The organism is Microvirga soli (genome assembly GCF_016734765.1).
GTDB lineage: Bacteria > Pseudomonadota > Alphaproteobacteria > Rhizobiales > Beijerinckiaceae > Microvirga > Microvirga soli.
Genome location: NZ_JAERQE010000010.1, coordinates 45,162 through 63,248, shown reverse-complemented (window position 1 = coordinate 63,248; position 18,087 = coordinate 45,162). Strand labels below are relative to the sequence as shown.

Here is an 18,087-nt window from a genome sequence, read left to right as displayed (position 1 = left end):
CATGGACCTCACGCGCCGCACCATCCTCAAGACACAGGCCGCTGCCGCTGCGGCGGCCGCCGCCGGCGTTTCTATTCCTGCCGAGGCCCAGAACATCCCGACAGGCGAGGACATCAAGCTTCAATGGTCCAAGGCTCCCTGCCGCTTCTGCGGCACCGGCTGCGGGGTGATGGTCGGCGTAAAGGACGGTCGGGTCGTCGCAACCCACGGCGACATGCAGGCGGAGGTCAATCGCGGCCTCAACTGCGTGAAGGGCTACTTCCTGTCCAAGATCATGTACGGCAGCGACCGGCTGACCCAGCCGCTCATGCGCATGAGGAACGGGCAGTTCGCAAAGGACGGCGAGTTCCAGCCCGTCTCCTGGGACCGTGCCTTCGACGAGATGGCCGCGCAGTGGAAGAAGGTTCTCAAGGAGAAGGGGCCCGAGGCCGTAGGCATGTTCGGCTCGGGCCAGTGGACCATCTGGGAAGGGTACGCAGCCTCCAAGCTGATGCGCGCCGGCTTCCGCACCAACAACCTCGACCCGAATGCCCGCCACTGCATGGCGTCCGCTGCCGTCACCTTCATCCGTACCTTCGGCATGGACGAGCCGATGGGCTGCTATGACGACTTCGAGCATGCCGACGCCTTCGTGCTCTGGGGCTCGAACATGGCCGAGATGCACCCGATCCTCTGGACCCGGATCACGGACCGACGCCTCAGCCATCCGCATGTGAGGATCGCGACGCTCTCCACCTACGAGCACCGCACGACGGACTTGTCCGACATGGCGATGATCTTCAAGCCGAACTCGGACTTGGCGATCCTGAACTACATCGCGAACTACATCATCCAGAACGGCGCGGTGAACCGGGAGTTCGTGGAGAAGCACTGCAACTTCCGGCTGGCGAACACCGACATCGGCTATGGATTGCGGCCCGACAACGTGCTTGAGCAGCGGGCGCAGCACGCCAACGATGCCCAGGTGTCGAACCCATCGAGCTTCGAGGACTATGCGCAGCTGATGAGCCAGTACACGGTCGAGAAGGCCTCGGAACTGTCCGGTGTTCCGAAGGAGCGGCTCGAGGCCCTCGCGAAGCTCTATGCCGATCCGAAGGTCAAGGTGATGTCGCTCTGGACCATGGGGTTCAACCAGCACGTCCGCGGGGTCTGGGCCAATCACATGGTCTACAACCTGCACCTGCTCACTGGAAAGATCTCCGAGCCTGGCAACTCTCCCTTCTCGCTCACGGGCCAGCCCTCGGCCTGCGGCACGGCACGCGAGGTCGGAACTTTCGCTCACCGCCTGCCTGCCGACATGCAGGTGGCGAACCCCGAGCACCGCAAGCACGCGGAGGAGATCTGGAAGCTGCCGCACGGCCTGCTGCCTGGCAAGGTCGGCTACCATGCCGTGCAGCAGGACCGGATGCTGAAGGACGGCAAGCTCAACGCCTACTGGATCATGTGCAACAACAACCTCCAGACGGCGCCGAACACCAACAACGAGACCTATCCCGGCTATCGCAATCCGGCGAACTTCGTCGTGGTCTCGGATCCCTATCCCACGGTGACCACGATGGCGGCGGACCTGATCTTGCCGACCGCCATGTGGGTGGAGAAGGAGGGCGCCTACGGCAACGCGGAACGCCGCACCCATTTCTGGCACCAGCTCGTCAATGCCCCCGGCGATGCCCGCTCCGACCTGTGGCAGTTGATGGAGTTCTCGAAACGCTTCACCACCGACGAGGTCTGGCCCAAGGAGATCCTCGATGCCAGCCCCGATCACAAGGGCAAGAGCCTGTTCGACGTGCTCTTCGCCAATGGCGAGGTGAACAAGTTCCCCGTGTCCGAGGTCGATCCTGCCTACGAGAACCGCGAGTCGAAGGCCTTCGGCTTCTACGTTCAGAAAGGCCTGTTCGAGGAGTACGCCGCGTTCGGCCGCGGGCACGGGCACGACCTTGCCCCGTTCGACACCTACCATCAGGTGAGGGGGCTGCGCTGGCCCGTCGTGGACGGCAAGGAGACGCTCTGGCGCTACCGCGAAGGGCTTGATCCCTATGTCGAGAAGGGCAGCGGGGTGCAGTTCTACGGCAATCCCGACAAGAAGGCCAACATCATGGGGGCTCCCTACGAGCCACCGGCCGAGTCCCCGGATGCAGAGTACGACATGTGGCTCGTGACGGGCCGCGTGCTGGAGCACTGGCATTCGGGCTCCATGACCCTGCGCGTTCCCGAGCTCTACAAGGCCTTCTCGGGTGCCGTCGTGTTCATGCATCCGGACGATGCCGCCAAACGCAACCTGCGGAGGGGGCAGGAGGTCAAGGTCGTTTCACGAAGAGGAGAAATCCGCAGCCGCATCGAGACGCGCGGGCGCAACAAGGTGCCCCCAGGACTGATCTTCGTCCCGTTTTTCGACGCGAGCCAGCTCATCAACAAGGTCACGTTGGACGCGACGGACCCGATCTCCAAGCAGACCGACTTCAAGAAATGCGCGGTCAAAGTGGTGGCGGTATCGGCTGCCGATGCGGGAGGTCAGCAATGAGGCGTGGGGTCTTCCTCTTTTTGGTCAGTGTCGTGCCCTGCCTGGCGGCGGGGGCGATCCTCGCACAGGACGCGCCGCGCCTGCGCGGACCCGACCCGTTCACGAGGGAAGTTCCGGCTCCGCCCATGCAGCGGCAGATCACCGATGACGTGCGCGTGGGCCGCAACTATCCAGACCAGCCTCCTGTGATCCCGCATTCGATCGAGGGATATGCCGTCGATCTGAATGCCAATAAGTGCATGTCGTGCCATGCCCGCAAGTTCACGGAGCAGAGCCAGGCGCCGATGATCAGCGTCACGCATTACCAGGACCGGAGCGGCAATACCCTCGGAGGACTCGCACCGCGGCGCTATGTCTGCGTGGCCTGCCACGTGCCGCAGACCAATGCGAAGCCTCTCGTCGAAAACGTGTTCACCGACATGGACGCCATCACGGAGCCTGAACGGCAGCCGGCGCGGGGGAGGCACTGATGGCGGCGGGGATCACCCGGGCCTGGGGCTGGTTCAGAGGAAACCGCTGGGTCAGGACGGCGCTGAGCCCGCCCGCCTATCTCAGTCTTGCCTTCCTTACGCTCGGAGGATTCGTGGCCGGCGTGGTCTTCTGGGGCGGGTTCAACACCGCGCTCGAATACACCAACACGGAAAAGTTCTGCGTGGGCTGCCATGAGATGCAGGCCAACGTCTTCGAGGAACTCAAGGGCACGATCCACTTCACGAACCGGTCCGGCGTACGGGCCGGATGCCCCGACTGCCATGTCCCCCACGAGTGGACCAACAAGATCGCCCGCAAGATGCAGGCTTCGAAGGAGGTTTGGGGCCATATCTTCGGGTCCATCGATACGCGGGACAAGTTCCTGGCCATGCGCAAGCATCTCGCCGAGCGTGAGTGGGAGCGGATGAAGGCCAACGACTCGCTCGAATGCCGCAACTGCCACAGCTCGGAATCCATGGACCTCGTGAAGCAGAACCCACGCGCCGCGTCCGCGCACGAGCGCTTCCTGTTCTCCGGCGAGAAGACCTGCATCGACTGCCACAAGGGCATCGCGCACAAACTTCCCGACATGTCTGGTGTCCCGGGATGGCAGTAAGCACATGGCAATCTGGAAGCCACTCATCATTGCCCTAGCCGTCGGTATGGTGCTTTCCGGCGCGGCTCCGGCCGCTTGGGCACAAGGGCAGGGACCATCCGGAGCTCCTGCCCAAAACCGCCCCATCGAGCCGCAGGAGTTCCTGCGCCTCGCGTACAGCTCCGCTACTCTCCAAGGTCAGGCCGCCAAGCTGGCAGCCAGCCGAGAGACGAGGCCGGAAGTCAGGAGCTTCGCGGCCTCGGCTGCTGATTTCCGCTTCGGACTCCTGCAAAGGCTCGAGGCCCTCGCCAGGGAACGCAGCCTGCCGCTCCCGTCCGTAAAGGAGTTCGAGCACCAGGTCGTCATCGAGAACCTGGAGCCGCTCGATTATCTCGCGCTGAGCCGACGCTACGCGGAGATCCAGGTCCAAGCGCTCGGGCAGGAGATCGGGATCTACCAGGCGGCCTCTCGCAGCCCCTCCACGGAGATCAAGACCTTCGCCGAGCAGGTTCTCCCGGAGTTGCAGCGGCAACAGGAAGGCGCGCAGAAGATGTACGAGGCGGTCAGGCCTTGAGCGGGATGGTGACGAAACCCGAGGAAGCCTTTTCCTGCGACTCCCCTGACGGTCTGATCTCGATCGAGCAGGCCTGCTCCCGGGCAGCGGCCTATGCCTCGGTCATCAAGGAGCATGAGGAGGTCTCCCTCGGAGAAGCCCTCGGCCGGACCTTGGCTCTGCCGGTGACGTCGGTTCTCCCGCTGCCGCCATTCGATCAGTCGGCTATGGACGGCTACGCCTTGACGGCAGGCGAAGGGTTGGCATCAGGCACTGCCCTGGCCGTCGCCGGGCGCATGGCGGCGGGCGACGAGGCACTGCCCCTGCCGCATGGAAGGGCCTTGCGCATTCTCACGGGCGCGAGGATCCCTGGTGGCGCTGATGCCGTGGTGATGCAGGAGCACGCCGCCTGGAACGGCGGCGGGATCGTCCTGACCCGCATGGTTCGGCCGGGGGACAATATCCGGCGGTGCGGTGAGGACGTCCAGGCCGGGGAGGTGCTGCTCCAGCCGGGCGATCGCATCGATGCGCGTCATGTCGCGCTGCTCGCCGCGCAAGGCTTCGAACGAACGTGCGTACGGCGCAAGGTGCGGATCGGCGTTCTGTCGACGGGCACCGAGTTGCGCACCCAAGGGGAGCGGTTGACCGAAGCCTCGTTCTTCGATTCCAACCGCCCCATGATACTCGCTCTTGCCCGTCAGTCAGGCGCCGATGTCGTGGACGGGGGAATCGTGCGGGATGACCCGCACCTGATTGCCGGCGCCCTCTCCGAGCTTGCCCACCGCTGCGACCTGATCGTCACGACGGGCGGCGTCTCGGTCGGCGACGAGGACCATTCCATGGTTGCGCTCGTCGGAGCAAGGGGAAGAGGCGAAACCCTCAAGGTCGCGCTCAAGCCCGGCAAGCCCGCCGTGGTCGGGTCCATCGAGTCGACGGCCTACCTTGGTCTTCCAGGAAACCCGGTGGCTGCGCTCGTGTCATGGCTGCTCCTCGGTGGTGCCGTATTGGCCGCCTTGGACGGACGCCGGGCACGTCCTCTCTCCGGCATGCGCCTTCCGCTGATGCACGCCTTCAACCGACGGCCGGGTCGGACTGAGTTCGCACCTGCCCGCATCGTCCAGGTCAACGGCGGCTCGGCGGTCGAGATCCTCGGCCGCGGCGGCTCGGCCCGCCTCAAGCCTCTCGTCGCAGCGGATGGACTCGTGAGCATCGAGCCGCTTCATGCCCCAGTCGCCGACGGTGATGAAGTCATGTTCCATCCGTTCCGGGACGGCTTCTCCGTGTGACCTATACCGGGAACCGACCCAGGCCGGGAATGTGGCCGCTCCTCATCGTCTGTTCCGGTGGCCCCGTCGGCCGGGCCGACTTCTGCGGTCTGGAGTACGTGAAGACCGCCTCGCACTCTGATGGTTCTCGACCTGGAAAATGTCGCCAGCCAAGCTCGGCGCGGCCCAGGACAGGCTGACCAAGATGTCGAGGCTTGGCCTCGATGGGCGTCAAGGCCTTATGCTGATGCTCCCTTCGAGGCTGGATTTCTCGAAGTCGTCGACGAGGATGTCGACCCTGACCTGCCAAGCACCGGCCTGCGGCAGGACGAGGCCCTCCACGAGCCATCCCTGCCGGCCGTCCCGCCGTGCCGGACGCGCGATGGCCTCGATCCCGGCCTCGGGCCTGGCCAGGACGAGGATCACCTCCTTCGGGCTGGTTGGCTCGGCGCGTCCCGAGGCGATGACGATCCTCGCCCGCGTCACTCCCGCCCGTCCGGGCGAGAGGGTAACCTGCGCCATGATCCGTGGCGAATGCAGGTGGACGCTCGCGGACGCGGTAGCCTCGGCAGACGCTGCCAGCGCCCGCGGCGGCGGGGTGAACCGCCACAGCCCCACCAGTGCCAGGATGGCGACGGACAGGACGATCTCGACCGCAACCGACCGGACCAGCCACCTGCCGTCGGTGCCACCCGGGGACGCCAATGCGGGCGTCAGCCGCATGCGGTTCAGGGCGGCCAGGCCAAGCAGCGTGATGACGAGGATCGTCTTGGCGATGAGGACGCGCCCGTAATCCGTGCCCGTCAGGTTCGCGGGCGCCTCGACCTGGATCGCCGCGAGTACGAGTCCGGCCAGCGTCAGCATCGCGACCGCCATGAGGGCGCCTGTGGAGAACCGGCGGACGACCGGAAGTGCCACTGCGGGAGCTTGCCGTATGGCGAAGACGAGGGGGATCAACGCTCCGATCCAGTAGGCGACGCCCACCGCGTGGAGGAACACAGCCGGGCGCGTGAGCCATTGCGGGGCGGCGGCGCTGGCATGGCCGCTCCATGCCAGGGACAGTCCGACTCCGGCCATGGCAGAAATGGTGCAAACCCGCCGCCATCCCATCTGCCCACGCAGTCCCATTCCGGCGAGCAGGAGGGCGACTGCCCCGATCGCGGACGTCGGTCCGAACGAGGTCCGCCATCCGGCAGCCCACGCGGCGACGGTGCCGAGGGAAGCGGGTGTCTCTCCCAGGGCGTCGACGCCCTGAAGGCCCAGGGACATCGTGGCCGCTACGATGCCGAGGACGACGAAGCCAGTCAGAATGCGCTCAACCCGACCTGCCTTGCGGCCGGGCGCGAGCCAGGCCTGGAAGAATGTGCCTCCCACACCTGCGAACAGCCCCAGGTACAGGGCAACGCGCGCCAGCCAGAGGCTGCGGCGGACGGCTTGGTTTCCCTCGACGCCCGGCGTGGGGGCGGATCCCGTCGGGGCACCGATCGAGAACACGACGGATCCGCCGATCGGATGACCGTCGCCCGACGCGACGCGGTAGCTCAGGACATGGCTGCCCCGGGGAAGATCCCCGGGGATGGCCACTTCCAGCACCTCGTTGCGGACTGCAGCGTGCAGGCCGCGATGCACCTGGCCGCGGGCATCGGTCAGGCTGACGACCAAGGGCGAGACGGGCTCGTTGAAATGCAGGCGGACGGTAGCCGGCGCCTCCTCCACGGAGGCGCCGTCCGCGGGATGGGACTCGACAAGCGCCGCATGCGCGAGGGCGTGCTCGCCCCCGCCCAGGATCGCGAGCGTCAGCCAGAGCATGAGGAGGATCGCGCGCTTCATGGCGGCACCGGGAGTTGCCGCAGAGACGGCTCCCGGCTCCCTCGTCAGTGGCTGGCCTTGGCCGGCAGGAGCTTCAGCCCCGGCGCCGGATACTGGTAGTCGTCGGCGCTCTTGCCCTCGGCCGGGATCTCGATCCAGCGGTCGGCCTTGCCGCCCTCGCATTCCTGAACCACGGGAATGTAGAGCATGGTGTCGGGCTTAAGGCTGTCCGTCAGGTAGGCGCGGAAGACGAACTCGTCGTAGTGCTCGTCGGGCAGCTTGCCCGTCCACACGATCTCGCGCACGCCTTCGGTCGTGGGGGTGCCGTGGTAGTCGTAGGCCTTGCCGTAAGATGCCTTGACGGTCTGCAACTCCCAACCGGCCTTAGGCATCGGCTTGACGTTGATGACGCCCTCCGGGATGCGCACGCGCAGCTTCAAGGTCGGCGCGCCCTCGCAGCCGTGGCCAACGCGCAGCACCGCCTTATAGGTTGTACTGACGGGGGCCTGCTGCACTTCGAGGGTGGTGTGGGCCAGCACGGGGCCGGCAAGCGCGAGGAGAGCGGAGGCGGCGAACGCCCCGCGGAGCAAGATCGAAATCATGAGTGTATCCTGTCGGATTGAGCAATGTCAGCTAATTGGGGCTCAGGTCCGGACGGGCGGCGCCCGCGCTCCGACAGGAGGAAGAAGGGGACTTGGCTGCGCCGCGAACTCAAGGCCGACCTGGAAGATCAGCGTGCGCGCCTCCGGCGCGGGCAGGCACGTCAGGGCATGGTCATCGGGAGGGCCGGGCAATCCGGGGCAGACGCTCAGGATGCAGCACGGCGGCTTGTGGCCAAGATCCTCGGTGGGGCTGCCCGCATCATGCTCGGCGGCAGCCGTATGGTGGCCATGGACCTGGGCGGCTCCGTCAGAGGCCGGCAGGCCTATAGCCCCAACGGCCATGGCGACAATATGGAGAACCAGCGCAAGGGCGGAGACAAGCGCCGTCGCCCGTCGCCTCCACTCCGCACTGTGCTCCATCCATGTCATATCGGGCTACCTAGACCTGTGCTTAGGCGGATCAATGCGGACGGGATCCGCCTTGGCAGGACCCACCCGTCGGAGGAGCCTCGCGGCCGTTCCGCGAGGATTTGATCAGGCTGGCAACGAAGCCGGCGAGGGCCAGGAGCGTGAGGGCGCCGCTGGCCATCCGTCCGGCGTCCCATCCAGCGAGCCCGGCACCGGCCCGTAGGGCAACGGACAGGTGCAGCAGCGCCAGCGGCAGGTAGAGAATGGGTCCGTAGCAAAGCCTGAGGCGGGCAACGGCGGGCAGGATGATGAGTGCGTGCCCGAACACCATCGAGAGCACAAACCCTATCAGAACAGCATGCAGAGCGAGGTCATAGCCGAAGCTGCTTTCGCCCGGAGGGAACACGATCAGCACGAGGCCTGCCAAGCCCAACCACGCATAACCTGCCAGCATGCAGGCGGCCATGAAGCGGGTCTGCCCCGTCCTGCGGACATTCAGCAGGGCAATGTCATGGCGCAGAAGCCACAAGGTGGTGACGAGCAGGGCCAGGCCGAAAAGGATGGCCCCGTTCCCGGTCATGACTCCGTTCTGGGCACCGACGGCGAGCAGGCCGATAGCGAACAGGAACAGGGCCTCGCTCCCGCGCCGTTGCGGCATCAGGCGGCTGAGTTCCAGACGCTCGCCGGCAATGGTCAACACCAAGAAGGCGAGCCACCAGCCCACTAGGTCTGGCACGGCCTGACCCATCAGCCAGAGGACATTCCCGGCGAGCCAGGCGAAGGCACCGAACAAAAGGGCACCGGTGAACACCGCCGGCTGCTGCAGGGTGATCAGCAGTGAGGCGCCGGCCAGCACCGCCGCGGCGGCCGCGTAGGCGCCGGCGCCGAAGGCCTCCGGCGCTCCGACGAGCAGGAGGAGCGTGCCGAGCGCGGAGAGCGCTGGGGCGGCATAGCTCCAGCCGCGGCCCAGCGCCACGGCGCGCTCCAGGCTGATCAACGTGCCGAACAGACCGGAGATCATCAACGGGCCGTGCAGGGCGGCGAGGGAGGCGCCCAGGGGCAGTGTCCACCCCAACCGCGCCAGCGCCCCGTACAAGCCCGCAATCAAAGCGAGGGCCCCGAGGGCCAGAAACGCAAGCCGCAGTTCCAGGCGGGGCTTGGCGCCCACCAGGGGCAGGGTGGCCGTTGGGGACGTATCAGACATTCAAGAAGCTCTCTGAAGCCCGCATCTAAGGGGCCAGACCACGGTTGCGACGATGCACCGACGGCCTCGGGATGTGATCGGTCGGGCTTCAGGCCGGAGCGGAGCCATCATGCGGCTCTCCGCGGGGTGTGGCCTAACAGTTCCTGGCCCCGGGGAGTGATGCGGTCGGGCGTCCAGAGCGGACTCCACACGAGGTTGATGGCAATGCCCGGCGCATCCGGAAACCGGCGCACCAGGCGCGCGCGGGCATCCTCCACAATCATCTCGCCGAGCGGGCAAGCCCGGGTCGTCAAGGTGAGCGCCACGTCGATGCCATGGTCGTCCTGGCCCGCCTGGTAGACAAGGCCGAGGTCGACCACGCTGAGGCCGATCTCGGGATCCATCACGTCCTGAAGGCAATCGAGAATGTCGGGATCGAGATGTCGGGCCATTGCTTGCTCCTTGGGACAGGTCACACATACGCCAGTGGGGCAGGGCGCTCTTTGACCCGGCGCAAACATGGCCGCGAATCTCCCGAAGCCTGGATCCGGCGGACGGCCGGACCGGTCGCCCTCGCGCTCGGCCTAACGACCCTCTGTCCTAGCTGGGCGAGCCCTCGGCGAGCAGGAACAGCTTGTGCGGGTCGCGGATCATGATCCGCTGCCGTCCGCCCTCGACCAGCCCCTGAGCCTCCCAGGCTGTCAGGATGCGGCTGACCGTGTGCAGTGTGGTGCCCGTCATCTCGGCAACGTCCTGACGCGTGATCGGGAAGTCGATCTCCACACCCGCCTCGACCTTACGGCCAGCTCGTTGCGCGAGGCGAAGCAGGGCATGGGCGACGCGGCGCTCGACCTGTTCGGTCGACAACTCGACCACCCGGGTATGGGCATCCTGGAGCCGGCTGCCCACGGTCTGGAGCGTGTTGACCGCCAGCCCAGGGTGGGTCGCCACAAGGCGGGGCCAAGCGGCGGAGGGCCAGACCAGGGCGATGCTGTCGACGACGGCCTGGGCCGTCGCCGGGTAGGTCATGCGCCCGATGGCCATGGCGACGCCGAACACCTCGCCGGGCGTAACGAAGCGGACCACGACCTGCTGCCCGTCGGGGGTCAGCTTGAACACCCTGAGATGCCCATGCAGCAGGATAAAGAAGGAATGCGCCTCCTCGTCCTGCTGGAACACGTTCGTTCCCTTGGGATAGCGGACCGACTGCGCCTCCTGCAGCAGCTGATCGATCTGCTCCGGCGCAAGCCCGGCGAAGACGGGGACACCCGCCACAAGGGATCGATCAACACCAGCCATGCGTCTTCCTTTACCTGAAATGAGCCGCGCGCACTGCCCGCCGGTCCGGATCCGCGCCGGGATAACAGCCGGACGTCATATTCTGTTCGCAAGGCCAGATGGTTTCGCCAACCGGCAGCTCTCCACGACGTGTGATCCCACAGTATTTGCCTTGGCGCAAACAGCGGCTCCGTCTTGCGCTGCCTTTTTAGCAAATATGCCGACTCTTTGCGCAAGATCAAACACAGACGAGCCCGCCGGGCGTATCAACTCCCCAAGAGCTTCAGACAGGAGCTCACATGTTTCGCATCGCAACAGGAGACAATCATGCGGAAGGTTATTGTGCTCGGCGCTCTCGTGGCAGCCCTTGGCTTTGCAGGCGCCGCCACCGCGGCCGAGGTCGAAGTGAAGATGCTCAACAAGGGCACTGAGGGCGTCATGGTGTTCGAGCCCGCGCTGGTGAAGATCAACCCAGGCGATACGGTCAAGTTCGTCGCCTCGGACAAGGGCCACAACGTCGAGACCGTTGACGGCATGCTGCCGGAAGGCGGGCAGAAGTTCGTCGGCAAGATCAACGAGGAAGTGGCGATCACCTTCGATAAGCCGGGCGTGTACGGCTACAAGTGCAAGCCGCACTACGGCATGGGCATGGTCGGCATGATCGTGGTCGGTGAGCCGACGAATGCGGATCAGGCCAAGGCCGCCACGCACCCCGGCAAGGCCAAGCAGGCGTTCGCCAACCTGTTCGACAAGCTCGCGGCGACTAAGACGGCCGCCAAGTAACAGTCTGCTTCTATCCTTGCACCGCCACGGTGAACCTGCCGTGGCGGTGCCAACCTCTTGCAGCGGCCGGGCGATCGGCGGCCTGACTCTGCGCACAACCCTCGGGGTTGGCTTGGATGGTATGAACCCATAGGAGGCCTGTGATGGCTCCCATTCCCCGCCTGCGGGACTACAAGGGACCCGCGCTCCTCTCCTACGGCTTCCGTCCGTTCTTCCTCTTCGGCTCGCTCTATGCTGGTCTCGCCATCCTCGCTTGGCTGCCGATGTTCTACGGCACGTTGGAGCTGTCGACAGCGTTCGCTCCGCGCGATTGGCATATCCATGAGATGCTCTACGGCTACCTTCCGGCGGTGATCACCGGCTTCCTGCTCACCGCGGTTCCGAACTGGACCGGACGCATGCCGCTGCAGGGCCGGCCGCTGCTGGTCCTCGTGCTCGTCTGGGCCGCGGGCCGCCTCGCCGTCACAACCTCGGCCTGGATCGGCTGGGAGGCTGCGGCGGTGATCGACAACGCGTTCCTGCTGCTTGTCGCAGGGGCCATGGGCCGAGAGATCGTCAAGGGCAGAAACTGGCGCAACCTTAAGGTCCTCATCGCCCTCGGACTCCTTCTTGCCGGCAATATCCTCTTCCATGTCGAGGCGCATGTCCTGGGTGCCGCCGACTGCGGCATCCGCTTCGGGATTGCCGCCACCATGATGCTGATCATGCTGGTCGGCGGGCGCATCATCCCGAGCTTCACCCGCAACTGGCTCGTGCGCGAGAACCCCGGCCGCCTACCGGCGCCGTTCGGCCGCTTCGACATGGTCACTATGATCGCCGCCGGGGTGGCACTTGCGGCATGGATCGCCACGCCCGATTGGAGCGTGACCGGGGCCGCTCTGATCGCGGCCGGCGTGCTCCAGGCGGCGCGCCTCGCACGTTGGGCGGGGGAGCGCACCTGGCGCGACCGGCTCGTCCTGATCCTGCATGTCGCCTACGCCTTCGTGCCGCTCGGCTTCATACTGACCGGGCTGGCTACCTTGGGCCTCGTGTCCAGCGCAGCCGGAATCCATGCCTGGTCGGGCGGCGCCATGGGCGTCATGACACTGGCCGTGATGTCCCGGTCGAGCCTTGGGCACACCGGCCGGGCGCTGGTTGCGTCCACGGTCATGCAGGGACTCTATCTCCTGCTCGTCGTCGGCGCCCTCGCGCGGATCTGCGCCGCGGTTCATCCCGCCCTGAGCGATGTCCTGCTCCATGTGGCGGGACTGGCCTGGGCCGGGGCCTTCGTCGGCTTCGCGTTGGCCTACTGGAACGTATTTACCCGGCCGCGCGTCAACGCGTGAGGCGGCCGCAAACGTGATCGACCTTCCCGCCGCTACATATGGCCAAAGAAACTCCCTCGCCGGCGCATGCAGGGAGGGAGAAGGGATCCAGAGGGAGGAAGAACTCTGAAGTCCCTCCTCATTATCCCAGATCCAGACACTGGACGATGACTTGTGTTAAACACGGCTGCAGATACGGCGGTGCCGAAACTGGGAGGCCGCCGCCCCACGCGGAGTGGCAACGGTCCGCGATGAACCGGCAGCATCGGCTTCGGCGGAAGCGCGGCCTGGTCGGTCATTATGCCCGTTCCGCCCGGCGGATTATTGCCCCGGGGCGGTCGGCGAGGGCCGACACCCGGCTTGGGATGGTCCTCGCGTTTGTGGCGGGGGCGGCCAACGCGGGCGGATTCCTTGTCATGGGCCAGTACACCTCGCATATGTCCGGGATCTTTTCGTCCCTCGCCGACAATCTCGTCCTCGGCGCCTTCGGCCTCGTGATAGCAGGGACGGTTGCGTTGATGTCCTTTGTCGCCGGGGCGGCCTGCTCGGCCATCCTGATCAACTGGGGCCGCCGCGGCAATCGGCGCGACCTCTACGCCCGGCCCCTGCTGCTGGAGGCGGCCCTGCTGCTCGGCTTTGGGCTGCTGGGTGGCTTGGCGCACGGCGCCTCCGGGTTCACTCCATTAGCCGTACTCATGCTCTGCTTCATCATGGGGCTGCAGAACGCCACCGTGACCAAAATTTCCGGCGCTCGCATCCGCACGACCCATGTGACGGGCATAATCACCGATGTTGGCATTGAGCTGGGAAAGCTTGTCTACTGGAACAGGGATCAGACCTGTCCGGAAACGTCCCGGGTCCGCGTAGACCGACCAAAACTGCGCTTGCTGAGTTTGTTGCTTGGTTTCTTCTTCGCAAGCGGCCTGTTTGGGGCGTTCGGCTTTCAGAGCTGGGGCTTTGCCACGTGCCTTCCCCTGGGATTGCTCTTGCTGCTGTTGGCTGTCCCCTCACTGGCCGATGATCTGCTCAAGCGCCGCCGGGCACTGAGCAAGCCGTGATCCAAGCGCTCTCCCGGTTCCATGAATGTGCTACCTGGAATATGTTTCCCTTCTGGATACGAGCGCCCTGGTGGATGTTACTGATGTGCGCTCGTTGGCGGTTGATCCGTCTTAGCCCGGAGCCGCGAGGATCAGTGCCGTTTCCACCCGGTTTCGTCCGCCTGCCTTGGCTTGATAGAGCGCGCGATCAGCCGCAGCGAGCAGGGCTTGCGGCATCCCTGCCGAGCCTCCAGTTCGGACAACGGCCGTTGCAGCGCCAATACTGGCGGTGACCACCTTTCCGGACACCGACGTTGCCTCATGCGGTAGAGCCAGGGCCTCAATCACCACACGAGCGCGCTCCGCCACTGTAGCCGCACCTTGCGCATCGGCCTGGACCAGAATGATCGCGATCTCTTCTCCGCCGTAGCGTGCGATGAGATCTCCTGGCCCAAGCGTCAGGCCTTGGAGGGCCGCCGCGACTGCCCGGAGGCAATCGTCACCCACCAGATGCCCATAGGCATCATTGAAGCCCTTGAAGTGATCGAGGTCGAGCAGGAGGAGTGACATCTGCGCCATCTCACGAACGGTGCGGCGCCATTCCCGGGCTAGCGCTTCATCGAACGAGCGGCGGTTGGCGAGGCCGGTCAGGCCGTCCTTCGTCGCCATGGCGGTTAGCTGATCCTCCAGCGCCTTGCGCTCGGTCACGTCCCGCATCACCACGGCCCGGTCGCCGGGCTGGCCGAGGGTATAGTCCCCGATGGGCCGTGAGGTGACCTCAACCCATAGCAGAGTGCCATCCCCGCGAATGGCCCGAACCGTGACGGTTGAGCTGTCACCCTCGCCCGCCACCAGACGCGCCGTCGCGGCGGCGATGATCGGCAAATCCTCAGGAAAGACGAACTCCCGCACAGGCTGCCCGACAATCTCCGAGACGGGCCGGCGAAACATTCGTTCCGCCGACGGCGAGATATAGCTGAAGGTCATGTCCGCCCCGACGCGAGCGATGACATCGGTGCAGTATTCGGCTAGCAGGCGCAGCTCCGCCTCCGCCGGTATGCTGTGTCGGTGTGATGCCCCGCCTTCCGCCATCTGTGCTCCTACCTCACGCGCTGCGCAGGTGCAGGCTCATATCACGGCAACACCAACTCCCAAAGATCTCAGACTGCGACCCTGTCGGTCCCACAAACGCAGGCGCCGCACACATAGGCCTTGTCGGAAATTGGCTGCCGGTGCCGGATTGCCGCAACTGGCGCCACGGATCCGGGCTGCTCCGGCGGCAGTTCGACCCGTGGCCGGAACATCGGCGTCCGCATGATGTTGGGACCCATGTTGCGCGGGATCCATTCGAGACCGCTGTCGGTCCGGCGTTCCTGCCTTGTTGCGTTTCCCAGTCAATTCACCAAGGAGACAATGATGGGCCAAGCGATCAGGCGGACGGTGCTGGTGGTCGAGGATGAGCCGGAGCTCCGCCATTTGGCCGCGACGGTAATCGAGGAGACCGACTTGGAGGTCGTCGAGGTGGAGACCGCCGATGCGGCATTGGCCTTCCTGCAGGATCATGCCGACGAAGTGATGATGGTCTTCACCGACGTCACGCTGCCGGGCCGGGCGGATGGCATCGACCTCACGCTCGCCTGCGCGGCGCGCTGGCCGCACATCCGCGTGCTCGTCACCTCCCGGCGGGTGCGGTTGCCGAAGGACGGATTGCCCAAGACGGCGCGCTTCATGCCCAAGCCTTGGCGGGCGCTGGATATTCTGGTGGCCGTCGAAAGGGCGGTCCGTAGCGCCGCGATCCCGGCTCCGGCCGCGCGGCGTCAATGACCGGGGCACCGTCCGGCCTGCGACCAGCGGTGATCAGGGCAATCCCTTAGTTTCGGCACCGGCCCCGGCGGCGTAACCCCTGGGGTCCGACGGCCGGCCTCATGCATGCCGGAGCGGTCCGTCGGCATCCATTCCCCTGATGCTGCATCCCAGGAGGTCATCCCATGACGGACACACTGAGCGACACCACCATTCATCTCGTGAAGGCGACGGTGCCGGCCTTGCAGGAGCATGGGCTGGCGGTCACGAAGCGCATGTACGAACGCATGTTCCAGAACGAGGAGATCCGCGACCTCTTCAACCAGTCGCATCACGGCGAAACCGGCTCCCAACCCAAGGCGCTGGCCTCCGCCATCCTCGCGTATGCCCAGAACATCGACAATCTCGGTGCCCTGGCGCCGGCCGTCGAACGCATCGCGCAGAAGCATGTCGGCCTGAACATCCTGCCCGAGCACTATCCGCACGTGGCCGAGGCGCTGCTCGGGGCGATCAGGGACGTGCTCGGCGATGCCGCCACGGATGAGATCCTGGCCGCCTGGGGCGAGGCGTACTGGTTCCTGGCCCATGTGCTGATCGGGCGCGAGAAGGCCATCTACACCAGCCTCGCCACGGCGCCCGGCGGCTGGAACGGCTGGCGCAATTTCCGGATCGAGAGCAAGCAGCGCGAGAGCGAGATCATTACCTCGTTCGTGCTCCGGCCCGAGGACGGTCAGCCTGTTCTGTTTCACCGGCCCGGCCAATACCTGACCCTCTGGATCGAGGCGCCGGGCGAGCATCCTCTCAAGCGCAACTACAGCATCTCCAGTGCGCCGAACGGTGAAACCTACCGCATCTCGGTGAAGCGCGAGCCGCAGGGGGTCGCGTCGTCCTGGCTGCATGACCAGACCGAGGTCGGAACCGTGCTCAAGGTGGCCCCGCCTGCGGGCGAGTTCTTCCTCAACGAGGAGTCGCCACGGCCGGTTGTGCTGCTGAGCGGCGGGGTCGGGCTGACGCCGATGATGAGCATGCTGGAGACCATCGCGGCCCGCTATCCCAACAAGGCCGTCCATTACGTGCATGGGACGCTGAACGGCTCCACCCATGCGATGAGGGACCGGGTCAGGTCCTTGGCCGCGGCCTACCCGAACATCAAGGCCGCCACCTTCTATGTCGAGCCGCGGCCGGAGGACCGTCAGGGCGAGGACTATGATCAGCAGGGATTGATCAGCATCGAGTGGCTCAGGGCCAACACACCACTGGAGGAGGCGGGCTACTACCTGTGCGGCCCACGACCGTTCCTGAGAGCTTTCGTCGGCGGGCTCGCCTTGGCCGGGGTCCGGTCGAACCGCATCCACTATGAGTTCTTCGGGCCAGCCGACGAGATCCTCGCGGCAGCCTGACGCCAGGTCCGGTTGACTGGATCCGTGCTCACGCGCTCCAGGAATGAGGCTGGGGCCGGGGGGTATGCCAATCGACCTTCATGGATGCCGTTACGGTGGAGAGCCGCTGGTTCCGCTCATCCCTGACCTTGACGACGACGTCACTGAAATCGCACTTCGCCAGCCGGCCGGCTCCAATCTCGGCCGTCGCGCGGGCCGTTCCCTGCGCCCCGGCTTCCTGGCTGGCGAACTCCGAACCTTCGTCATCCCGTATGAGGTCGGTCCCTTTCCGGATGTCAAAATGCTAGAGCGCCGTGGCAATCCCCTCTTGGAAATGGTCCCCCTCTTGGAAATGATGCTTTGGAACGGTGGAACAGCCAAACCGGAACGAAGGTTTCGTTCCGATCTTAGTTGTCCCGTGTGGGGCCGGAGGTCCGGAACCGGGTCTCCGCGCTGGCCGGGCCGCACCGGGGCCGCATGGCGCAGGCGTCCTTTCCGATCCATCGATGCTGGCGTCCCAGCCGACCGGTCAGCGACCGTGGTCACACTCCTGGCTTCTGAGCTCTTTTGTCCGGAGGCACCGAACCGCTTGAGGTCGCCGCTGGAACGGAACCGGTTTTGAATCCGTTGGGCTGTCATTGGGAAAGGATGAGCGGATCGTGCCTCGCTTCGTTGACAAGCCGTTCGACTGGGTGGCGATACTCGCCTTGGCTTCAGGGGCCGCCGTGCTGGTGCCGAGTCTCGCGGCACTCGGCATGACGCTGTTGGCCGTGATCCGCGACCTTGTCTGACAGAGGCTGCATGCCGTGTCCCAGGGCTGAACCTTCCCAAGCAATATCGTTGCAAATAGTCCCGGTCTCGTCACTCTCTTCCACAACGGTGTGGCACCGAATGTGACCCGGAGAGGCATGGTCCATCACCTGTCCTGATGGGCCTGACCTTGATCATCCGGATCCTCTTCGAGCAGGACCCGTTCCGCCGCCCCGTCGAGATCGTCGTACTGCCCGTTGCGGAGGGACCACAGGAAGGCGGCCAAGCCGGCCAGCCCCATGCCAAGCGCGATGAGGATCAACCACCACATGGAATCCATCCGATC

21 protein-coding genes are annotated in these 18,087 nt (G+C 65.6%); 11 read left to right on the top strand and 10 right to left on the bottom strand.

The window, feature by feature from the left end; all coding sequences use genetic code 11:
• Position 1: 1 nt before the first annotated feature.
• Genes napA through JKL45_RS11225 form a run of 5 tightly spaced genes read left to right on the top strand, consistent with a single transcriptional unit; the run spans position 2 to position 5,426 of the window.
• On the top strand, positions 2-2,521 hold the full coding sequence (napA, locus tag JKL45_RS11245; protein ID WP_201861223.1) for a nitrate reductase catalytic subunit NapA: 2,520 nt from the start codon (positions 2-4) through the stop codon (positions 2,519-2,521).
• On the top strand, positions 2,518-2,991 hold the full coding sequence (locus JKL45_RS11240) for a nitrate reductase cytochrome c-type subunit (protein ID WP_201861222.1): 474 nt from the start codon (positions 2,518-2,520) through the stop codon (positions 2,989-2,991). Before napA ends, JKL45_RS11240 begins: the two co-directional genes overlap by 4 nt.
• On the top strand, positions 2,991-3,608 hold the full coding sequence (locus JKL45_RS11235; RefSeq protein ID WP_201861221.1) for a NapC/NirT family cytochrome c: 618 nt from the start codon (positions 2,991-2,993) through the stop codon (positions 3,606-3,608). Before JKL45_RS11240 ends, JKL45_RS11235 begins: the two co-directional genes overlap by 1 nt.
• A 4-nt stretch (positions 3,609-3,612) precedes the next feature.
• On the top strand, positions 3,613-4,161 hold the full coding sequence (locus JKL45_RS11230; RefSeq protein WP_201861220.1) for a DUF4142 domain-containing protein: 549 nt from the start codon (positions 3,613-3,615) through the stop codon (positions 4,159-4,161).
• A 5-nt stretch (positions 4,162-4,166) separates the two neighbouring features.
• Positions 4,167-5,426, top strand: a complete 1,260-nt coding sequence (locus JKL45_RS11225; RefSeq protein WP_201861219.1) for a molybdopterin molybdotransferase MoeA — start codon at positions 4,167-4,169, stop codon at positions 5,424-5,426.
• 210 nt (positions 5,427-5,636) lie between these two features.
• On the opposite strand, the gene JKL45_RS11220 is transcribed toward JKL45_RS11225, so the two are convergent.
• The 6 genes from JKL45_RS11220 to JKL45_RS11195 form a co-directional block, all read right to left on the bottom strand.
• The gene (locus tag JKL45_RS11220; RefSeq protein WP_201861218.1) at positions 5,637-7,235 is read right to left on the bottom strand and encodes a copper resistance CopC/CopD family protein; all 1,599 of its coding nucleotides are present in this window, start codon (positions 7,233-7,235) and stop codon (positions 5,637-5,639) included.
• A 44-nt stretch (positions 7,236-7,279) separates the two neighbouring features.
• Positions 7,280-7,804 (bottom strand): YcnI family copper-binding membrane protein, encoded by a 525-nt coding sequence (locus JKL45_RS11215; RefSeq protein WP_376771025.1) that lies wholly within the window; start codon positions 7,802-7,804, stop codon positions 7,280-7,282.
• A gap of 54 nt (positions 7,805-7,858) precedes the next feature.
• Positions 7,859-8,245: a hypothetical protein gene (locus JKL45_RS11210; protein ID WP_201861216.1), complete on the bottom strand. Its 387-nt coding sequence runs from the start codon at positions 8,243-8,245 to the stop codon at positions 7,859-7,861.
• Positions 8,246-8,276: 31 nt separating this feature from the next.
• Complete coding sequence (locus JKL45_RS11205) at positions 8,277-9,428, bottom strand: DUF8744 domain-containing protein (RefSeq protein WP_201861215.1); 1,152 nt, start codon at positions 9,426-9,428, stop codon at positions 8,277-8,279.
• A 107-nt stretch (positions 9,429-9,535) separates the two neighbouring features.
• Positions 9,536-9,859, bottom strand: coding sequence for a metal-sulfur cluster assembly factor (locus tag JKL45_RS11200; protein ID WP_201861214.1), 324 nt, complete (start codon positions 9,857-9,859; stop codon positions 9,536-9,538).
• A gap of 148 nt (positions 9,860-10,007) precedes the next feature.
• On the bottom strand, positions 10,008-10,706 hold the full coding sequence (locus tag JKL45_RS11195; protein WP_201861213.1) for a Crp/Fnr family transcriptional regulator: 699 nt from the start codon (positions 10,704-10,706) through the stop codon (positions 10,008-10,010).
• A gap of 306 nt (positions 10,707-11,012) precedes the next feature.
• On the opposite strand from JKL45_RS11195, the gene JKL45_RS11190 reads away from it, so the two are divergent.
• The 3 genes from JKL45_RS11190 (at position 11,013) to JKL45_RS11180 (ending at position 13,830) form a co-directional block, all read left to right on the top strand.
• Positions 11,013-11,468, top strand: coding sequence for a pseudoazurin (locus JKL45_RS11190; protein WP_201861212.1), 456 nt, complete (start codon positions 11,013-11,015; stop codon positions 11,466-11,468).
• A 143-nt stretch (positions 11,469-11,611) separates the two neighbouring features.
• Positions 11,612-12,793 (top strand): NnrS family protein, encoded by a 1,182-nt coding sequence (locus JKL45_RS11185; RefSeq protein ID WP_201861211.1) that lies wholly within the window; start codon positions 11,612-11,614, stop codon positions 12,791-12,793.
• Positions 12,794-13,023: 230 nt separating this feature from the next.
• Entirely contained in the window at positions 13,024-13,830 is an 807-nt protein-coding gene (locus JKL45_RS11180; protein ID WP_201861210.1) for a YoaK family protein, read from the top strand.
• Between the two features lie 111 nt (positions 13,831-13,941).
• On the opposite strand, the gene JKL45_RS11175 is transcribed toward JKL45_RS11180, so the two are convergent.
• Both JKL45_RS11175 and JKL45_RS11170 read right to left on the bottom strand, forming a co-directional pair.
• Positions 13,942-14,901 carry a GGDEF domain-containing protein gene (locus JKL45_RS11175; RefSeq protein WP_201861209.1) on the bottom strand — a complete coding sequence of 320 codons (960 nt, stop codon included), beginning with the start codon at positions 14,899-14,901 and terminating at the stop codon, positions 13,942-13,944.
• A 68-nt stretch (positions 14,902-14,969) separates the two neighbouring features.
• Positions 14,970-15,140: a hypothetical protein gene (locus JKL45_RS11170; protein WP_201861208.1), complete on the bottom strand. Its 171-nt coding sequence runs from the start codon at positions 15,138-15,140 to the stop codon at positions 14,970-14,972.
• An 82-nt stretch (positions 15,141-15,222) separates the two neighbouring features.
• Here JKL45_RS11170 and JKL45_RS11165 point away from each other — a divergent pair, with 82 nt between their 5' ends.
• Together JKL45_RS11165 and hmpA are read left to right on the top strand one after the other, a co-directional pair.
• Positions 15,223-15,633, top strand: coding sequence for a response regulator (locus JKL45_RS11165; protein WP_246498479.1), 411 nt, complete (start codon positions 15,223-15,225; stop codon positions 15,631-15,633).
• A gap of 164 nt (positions 15,634-15,797) precedes the next feature.
• On the top strand, positions 15,798-17,012 hold the full coding sequence (hmpA, locus tag JKL45_RS11160) for an NO-inducible flavohemoprotein (protein WP_201861207.1): 1,215 nt from the start codon (positions 15,798-15,800) through the stop codon (positions 17,010-17,012).
• A 28-nt stretch (positions 17,013-17,040) separates the two neighbouring features.
• Here hmpA and JKL45_RS30800 read toward each other — a convergent pair whose 3' ends face one another.
• A complete protein-coding gene (locus JKL45_RS30800) occupies positions 17,041-17,286 on the bottom strand; it encodes a DUF6894 family protein (protein ID WP_376771024.1) in 246 nt (81 codons plus the stop codon).
• Between the two features lie 364 nt (positions 17,287-17,650).
• Here JKL45_RS30800 and JKL45_RS30470 point away from each other — a divergent pair, with 364 nt between their 5' ends.
• Entirely contained in the window at positions 17,651-17,782 is a 132-nt protein-coding gene (locus JKL45_RS30470; protein ID WP_255549809.1) for a hypothetical protein, read from the top strand.
• Positions 17,783-17,907: 125 nt separating this feature from the next.
• Here JKL45_RS30470 and ccoS read toward each other — a convergent pair whose 3' ends face one another.
• Positions 17,908-18,081, bottom strand: coding sequence for a cbb3-type cytochrome oxidase assembly protein CcoS (gene ccoS, locus JKL45_RS11155; protein WP_201861206.1), 174 nt, complete (start codon positions 18,079-18,081; stop codon positions 17,908-17,910).
• Positions 18,082-18,087: the final 6 nt, after the last annotated feature.

Coding starts and splice junctions, on each gene's coding strand:
- napA (WP_201861223.1), top strand. CDS start 2: ATGGACCTCACGCGCCGCACCATCCTCAAGACACAGGCCGCTGCCGCT.
- JKL45_RS11240 (WP_201861222.1), top strand. CDS start 2,518: ATGAGGCGTGGGGTCTTCCTCTTTTTGGTCAGTGTCGTGCCCTGCCTG.
- JKL45_RS11235 (WP_201861221.1), top strand. CDS start 2,991: ATGGCGGCGGGGATCACCCGGGCCTGGGGCTGGTTCAGAGGAAACCGC.
- JKL45_RS11230 (WP_201861220.1), top strand. CDS start 3,613: ATGGCAATCTGGAAGCCACTCATCATTGCCCTAGCCGTCGGTATGGTG.
- JKL45_RS11225 (WP_201861219.1), top strand. CDS start 4,167: ATGGTGACGAAACCCGAGGAAGCCTTTTCCTGCGACTCCCCTGACGGT.
- JKL45_RS11220 (WP_201861218.1), bottom strand. CDS start 7,235: ATGAAGCGCGCGATCCTCCTCATGCTCTGGCTGACGCTCGCGATCCTG.
- JKL45_RS11210 (WP_201861216.1), bottom strand. CDS start 8,245: ATGACATGGATGGAGCACAGTGCGGAGTGGAGGCGACGGGCGACGGCG.
- JKL45_RS11205 (WP_201861215.1), bottom strand. CDS start 9,428: ATGTCTGATACGTCCCCAACGGCCACCCTGCCCCTGGTGGGCGCCAAG.
- JKL45_RS11200 (WP_201861214.1), bottom strand. CDS start 9,859: ATGGCCCGACATCTCGATCCCGACATTCTCGATTGCCTTCAGGACGTG.
- JKL45_RS11195 (WP_201861213.1), bottom strand. CDS start 10,706: ATGGCTGGTGTTGATCGATCCCTTGTGGCGGGTGTCCCCGTCTTCGCC.
- JKL45_RS11190 (WP_201861212.1), top strand. CDS start 11,013: ATGCGGAAGGTTATTGTGCTCGGCGCTCTCGTGGCAGCCCTTGGCTTT.
- JKL45_RS11185 (WP_201861211.1), top strand. CDS start 11,612: ATGGCTCCCATTCCCCGCCTGCGGGACTACAAGGGACCCGCGCTCCTC.
- JKL45_RS11180 (WP_201861210.1), top strand. CDS start 13,024: ATGAACCGGCAGCATCGGCTTCGGCGGAAGCGCGGCCTGGTCGGTCAT.
- JKL45_RS11175 (WP_201861209.1), bottom strand. CDS start 14,901: ATGGCGGAAGGCGGGGCATCACACCGACACAGCATACCGGCGGAGGCG.
- JKL45_RS11170 (WP_201861208.1), bottom strand. CDS start 15,140: ATGGGTCCCAACATCATGCGGACGCCGATGTTCCGGCCACGGGTCGAA.
- JKL45_RS11165 (WP_246498479.1), top strand. CDS start 15,223: ATGATGGGCCAAGCGATCAGGCGGACGGTGCTGGTGGTCGAGGATGAG.
- hmpA (WP_201861207.1), top strand. CDS start 15,798: ATGACGGACACACTGAGCGACACCACCATTCATCTCGTGAAGGCGACG.
- ccoS (WP_201861206.1), bottom strand. CDS start 18,081: ATGGATTCCATGTGGTGGTTGATCCTCATCGCGCTTGGCATGGGGCTG.